Source organism: Pseudomonas sp. UBA6310 (assembly GCF_002438225.1).
GTDB classification, from domain to species: Bacteria; Pseudomonadota; Gammaproteobacteria; order Pseudomonadales; family Pseudomonadaceae; genus Pseudomonas_O; species Pseudomonas_O kuykendallii.
Map to the genome: position 1 here is coordinate 1 of NZ_DJTK01000071.1, position 4,370 is coordinate 4,370.

5 protein-coding genes and 1 pseudogene are annotated in these 4,370 nt (G+C 66.6%); 2 read left to right on the top strand and 4 right to left on the bottom strand.

Going from position 1 to position 4,370, the window contains the following annotated elements; genetic code table 11:
• A pseudogene (gene fpr / locus B3E91_RS17365) lies at window positions 1–260 on the bottom strand (ferredoxin-NADP reductase); the annotation flags it as partial.
• 118 nt (window positions 261–378) lie between these two features.
• On the opposite strand from fpr, the gene B3E91_RS17370 reads away from it, so the two are divergent.
• Window positions 379–1,305, top strand: coding sequence for a LysR family transcriptional regulator (locus B3E91_RS17370; protein ID WP_273231813.1), 927 nt, complete (start codon window positions 379–381; stop codon window positions 1,303–1,305).
• On the opposite strand, the gene B3E91_RS17375 is transcribed toward B3E91_RS17370, so the two are convergent.
• A complete protein-coding gene (locus tag B3E91_RS17375) occupies window positions 1,306–1,671 on the bottom strand; it encodes a diacylglycerol kinase (RefSeq protein WP_287030715.1) in 366 nt (121 codons plus the stop codon).
• A 73-nt stretch (window positions 1,672–1,744) separates the two neighbouring features.
• Window positions 1,745–2,395, bottom strand: coding sequence for a response regulator transcription factor ErdR (erdR, locus tag B3E91_RS17380; protein ID WP_090226733.1), 651 nt, complete (start codon window positions 2,393–2,395; stop codon window positions 1,745–1,747).
• A gap of 200 nt (window positions 2,396–2,595) precedes the next feature.
• Here erdR and B3E91_RS17385 point away from each other — a divergent pair, with 200 nt between their 5' ends.
• Window positions 2,596–3,555 carry a DMT family transporter gene (locus B3E91_RS17385; protein WP_414708292.1) on the top strand — a complete coding sequence of 320 codons (960 nt, stop codon included), beginning with the start codon at window positions 2,596–2,598 and terminating at the stop codon, window positions 3,553–3,555.
• A gap of 77 nt (window positions 3,556–3,632) precedes the next feature.
• Here the strand turns inward: B3E91_RS17385 and B3E91_RS17390 are convergent, their stop codons facing one another.
• A complete protein-coding gene (locus B3E91_RS17390; RefSeq protein WP_286784432.1) occupies window positions 3,633–4,346 on the bottom strand; it encodes a tRNA-uridine aminocarboxypropyltransferase in 714 nt (237 codons plus the stop codon).
• Between the last annotated feature and the right edge of the window lie 24 nt (window positions 4,347–4,370).

Consider the following 4,370-nt stretch of genomic DNA (forward strand, 5'->3'; position numbering starts at 1 on the left):
TCGCCTTCCTTGAGGTGCTGCAGGCGCGAGGTCAGCGGGCCGTCCTGCACCTTGATGCTGAAGAACTCGAGATGCTCTTCGTAGTTCGGGCTGGCGATGGAGTAGGCGCGCAGCAGCGGGCGACCGTCGACTTCGAGACCGATCATGACGAACTGCCCATTCTGGAAGCGCAACCCCGGATCGCGGGTCACCTTGAAGCTGAACAGGGTGTCGTTCCAGTGATGAACACTGAGAACGCGTTCGGTCGCCAACTTGCTCATTCGGGGTCTCCAGATAGAAGCAGCCGCCCAGGCGGGCAGAGAATTGCGCGGGATTCTAATCGCGCCCACAATATCTGTTAAATGAATTATCAAGATAAGGGTTATCGGTTATATAGATATGCGTTTTACTCTCCGGCAATTGCAGATCTTCGTCGCCGTGGCCCAGCACGAAAGCGTCTCCCGCGCGGCCGAATCGCTGGCGCTTTCACAGTCGGCGGCGAGCACCGCGCTGACCGAGCTGGAGCGGCAGACCGACTGCCAGCTCTTCGACCGCGCCGGCAAGCGCGTCAGCCTGAATGCCCTCGGCCATCAGCTGTTGCCGCAGGCGATGGCGCTGATCAACCAGGCCAAGGCGATCGAGAACCTCCTCGACGGTCGCAGCAGTTTCGGCTCGCTGGCGGTGGGCGCGACCCTGACCATCGGCAACTACCTGGCGACCCTGCTGATCGGCAGCTTCATGCAGCGTCATCCGGAATGCCGGGTGAAGCTGCAGGTGCAGAACACCGCCAACGTGGTGCAGCAGGTGGCGCATTACGAACTCGACCTCGGCCTGATCGAGGGCGATTGCCGGCACCCGGATATCGAGGTGCAACCCTGGGTGCAGGACGAACTGGTGGTGTTCTGCGCGCCCGGCCATCCGCTCGCCGGTCGCGGCCGGGCCAGCCTGGCGGAGCTCACCGCCGAGGCGTGGATTCTGCGCGAAAGCGGCTCGGGGACGCGGCTGACCTTCGAGCAGGCCCTGCGCCCCCACCTCGCCGAGCTGAACGTGCGCCTGGAGCTGGAACACACCGAAGCGATCAAGCGTGCGGTGGAGTCGGGCCTGGGCATCGGCTGCATCTCGCGCCTGGCGCTGCGCGATGCCTTCCGCCGCGGCAGTCTGGTGGCGCTGGAAACGCCCGACCTGGACCTGCGCCGGCAGTTCTATTTCATCTGGCACCGGCAGAAGTACCAGACCGCGGCGATGCGCGAGTTCCTCGAACAGTGCCGCCAACTCACCGCCGGCGTGGAGCGCAGCGACCAGGTGCAGTTGCAACCGATCGCCTGATCAGCCCAGCAGGATCAGCGCCCAGACCACGGCGATCATCGTCAGCGCGACGAACTGGGCGGCGCTGCCCATGTCCTTGGCATCCCTGGACAGGGGGTGCCGCTCCAGGGAAACCCGATCGACCACCGCCTCGATCGCCGAATTGAACAGCTCGACGATCAACGCCAGCAGGCACACGGCGATCAGCATCGCGCGTTCGCCGCGGCTGACCGAGAAGACCAAGCTGAGCGGAATCAGCACCAGGTTGAGCAGCACCAGCTGGCGGAAGGCCGCCTCGCCGCGGAAGGCGGCACGCAGCCCGGCCAGGGAATAGCCGGTGGCGTTGAAGACACGTTTGAATCCGACCTGCCCTTTGTACGGTGACATGCTGCGCCCCTCGTTGTTCGAGGGGGCGATGCTAGGCGGCGGTCGGTCAAGAAAACGTGAAGCGAGGCGGCGATCAGTTGGCCGGGATGCTTTCCATCTGCTGCAGCAGCAGCGCGGCCTGGGTGCGGGTGCGTACACCGAGCTTGCGGAAGATGGCGGTGACGTGGGCTTTGACAGTGGCTTCGGAGACGCTCAGCTCGTAGGCGATCTGTTTGTTCAGCAGGCCCTCGCACACCATCGTCAGCACGCGGAACTGCTGCGGGGTGAGGCTGGCGAGGCCGGCGCTGGCAGCCTTGGCTTCGGCGGAGACGCTGACCGCGGTGTCCGACAGCACCGGCCACCACTCATCGCCATCGAGCACCGCGCGCACGGCGTGCTGGATCACTTCCAGCGGGCTGGACTTGGGAATGAAGCCGCTGGCGCCGAACTCACGCGAGCGGGCGACCACCGCGGCCTCTTCCTGGGCCGAGATCATCACCACCGGCACTTGCGGGTACTGACCGCGCAGCAGCACGAGGCCGGAGAACCCGTAGGCGCCCGGCATGTTCAGGTCGAGCAGCACCAGGTCCCAGTCGCCCTTTTCCGCCAGGCGGCTTTCCAGCTCGGCGATGCTGGCGGCTTCCACCAGCCGCACGCCGCTGCCCAGCCCCAGGGTCAGAGCCTGGTGCAACGCGCTGCGGAACAGCGGGTGATCGTCGGCGATGAGAATTTCGTGGGCGGCCATGACATATCCCTATTTCTTGTTGGGCCCGAACATTCGAGAGGGTGTTACGGACGTAACGCACGATCCCGGGCAACGCGGATCAGCCAACGCCGGCTGGGCTGATACGCCCGGCCATCTGGCGTGAATGAGCACCCTGGTGCCGATTTCGACGCCGCACGGACCCGCATCGTTCCTAAACACACCTCGGAGCGGCGCCAAGCATGCCGAGCGATGCGGGGGTGGTCAAGCTGCGGGCTTTGCGGCAAAGTCTGCGCCTTTTTCCGCCGAGAGTCTCCATGCGAAGCCACGCCCTGCGCGCCGACCTGCTGATGGTCCTGACCGCCCTGATCTGGGGGTTTTCCTTCGTCGCGCAACGCCTGGGCATGGACTCCGTCGGTCCCTTCCTCTATACCGGCCTGCGCTTCGCCCTCGGCAGCCTGGTGCTGTTGCCGATCGTGCTGTTCCTCGGCCGTGCCCGAAACGGCCAGCCGCGCCAGCCGCTCAATCGCGGGCTGGTGCTGGGCGGCATCGGCATGGGCCTGGCGGTATCGCTGGGGATCAACCTGCAGCAGGTCGGCCTGCTGTTCACCAGCGTCACCAACTCCGGCTTCATCACCGGGCTCTACGTGATCATCGTGCCGCTGCTCGGACTGCTGATCGGCCAGCGCGCCGGCGCCGGCACCTGGCTGGGCGCCTCGCTGGCGGTGGTGGGGATGTTCCTGCTCAGCGTCGGCGACGGTTTCCACGTCGCCTCGGGCGACTGGCTGCAACTGGCCGGGGCGTTCGTCTGGGGCGTGCATGTGCTGCTGGTGGGGTTCTTCGCCAGCCGCCACGATCCGCTGCGCCTGGCGCTGCTGCAGTTCGCCACCTGCGCGGTGGTCAGTCTGCTGCTGGCTGTGTGCCTGGAGGACATCCGGCTCGCGGCGATTCTCGACGCCGGCCCGGCGATCCTCTACGGCGGGCTGTGCGGCGTGGCGATCGGCTACACCCTGCAGGTGGTGGCGCAGAAACACGCCATCGCCTCCCATGCGGCGATCATCCTCTCGCTGGAGGCGGTGTTCGCCGCCCTCGCCGGCTCGCTGTTCCTCGACGAGATTCTCGCGCCGAAAGGCTACATCGGCTGCGCGCTGATGTTCGCCGGCATGCTGGTGGCGCAGCTGTGGCCGAGGAAAACGGTTTGAACCCGGCGTGGGTAGCACGGCTGTCATAGCAGGCGGGATGCCGCAGCGCCTGGTGGATCGGTAAAGCGTGATCCGCCCTACGGCAGGAAGGCTTTCAGGCGCTGGTGCGCGTCGTCCTGCGGGTCGATCTCGTGGTGATATTTCGCGCCCAGGTAATGGGCGGTGAACACGTCGAGGTAGACGCCCAGCGCATCGGCCGCGGCGTCATCGCCGGCCAGTTCGAGGCAGAGCGCGGCGACTTCGGCGGTGCACAGGTGGTCATCGCGCTTGGAGCGGCGCAAGCGGTAGCGCGAGAGCTGCTCGGGCTGCAGGCTGAGCACCGGCAGGCGATCCAGGTAGGGACTCTTGCGAAACATCTTGCGCGCCTCGGTCCAGGTGGCGTCGAGCAGGACGAACAGCGGCCGCTTGCCCTCTTCCACCCGCACCTCGTCGACCACCCGTTCGGGCGCCGCGTACTCGCCGGGGAACACCAGGTAAGGCTGCCATTGCGGGTCTTCCAGCAGCGCCGGTAGCGCCGGGTCGACCGCGGTGCGCAGCCAGCCGAACGCCGAGGTGTCGCGTACCAGGTCGGCGATCAGCCAGCCGGTGTTGCTCGGTTTCAACGCTTCGACGTCGTGCATCAGCAGGCACATCGCCGAGCGCGTCTCCACCCGTGGCCGCCACGCGCACACGCAGTGGCTGAACTGGATTCGGCAATCGGGGCAGCGTGGCGCACGCGATCCACGGGCGACGAAGGGTTTCAGGCTGCGGGCGAGGCGTTCGGCGCGCAGGCGGGCGACGGCATGCATGATCGGCGGGGCACTGGCGAAGGGCGA

Excerpts from the sequence above, each read along its gene's own strand:
- B3E91_RS17370 (WP_273231813.1), top strand. The coding sequence starts at position 379 with ATGCGTTTTACTCTCCGGCAATTGCAGATCTTCGTCGCCGTGGCCCAG.
- B3E91_RS17375 (WP_287030715.1), bottom strand. The coding sequence starts at position 1,671 with ATGTCACCGTACAAAGGGCAGGTCGGATTCAAACGTGTCTTCAACGCC.
- erdR (WP_090226733.1), bottom strand. The coding sequence starts at position 2,395 with ATGGCCGCCCACGAAATTCTCATCGCCGACGATCACCCGCTGTTCCGC.
- B3E91_RS17385 (WP_414708292.1), top strand. The coding sequence starts at position 2,596 with ATGCCGAGCGATGCGGGGGTGGTCAAGCTGCGGGCTTTGCGGCAAAGT.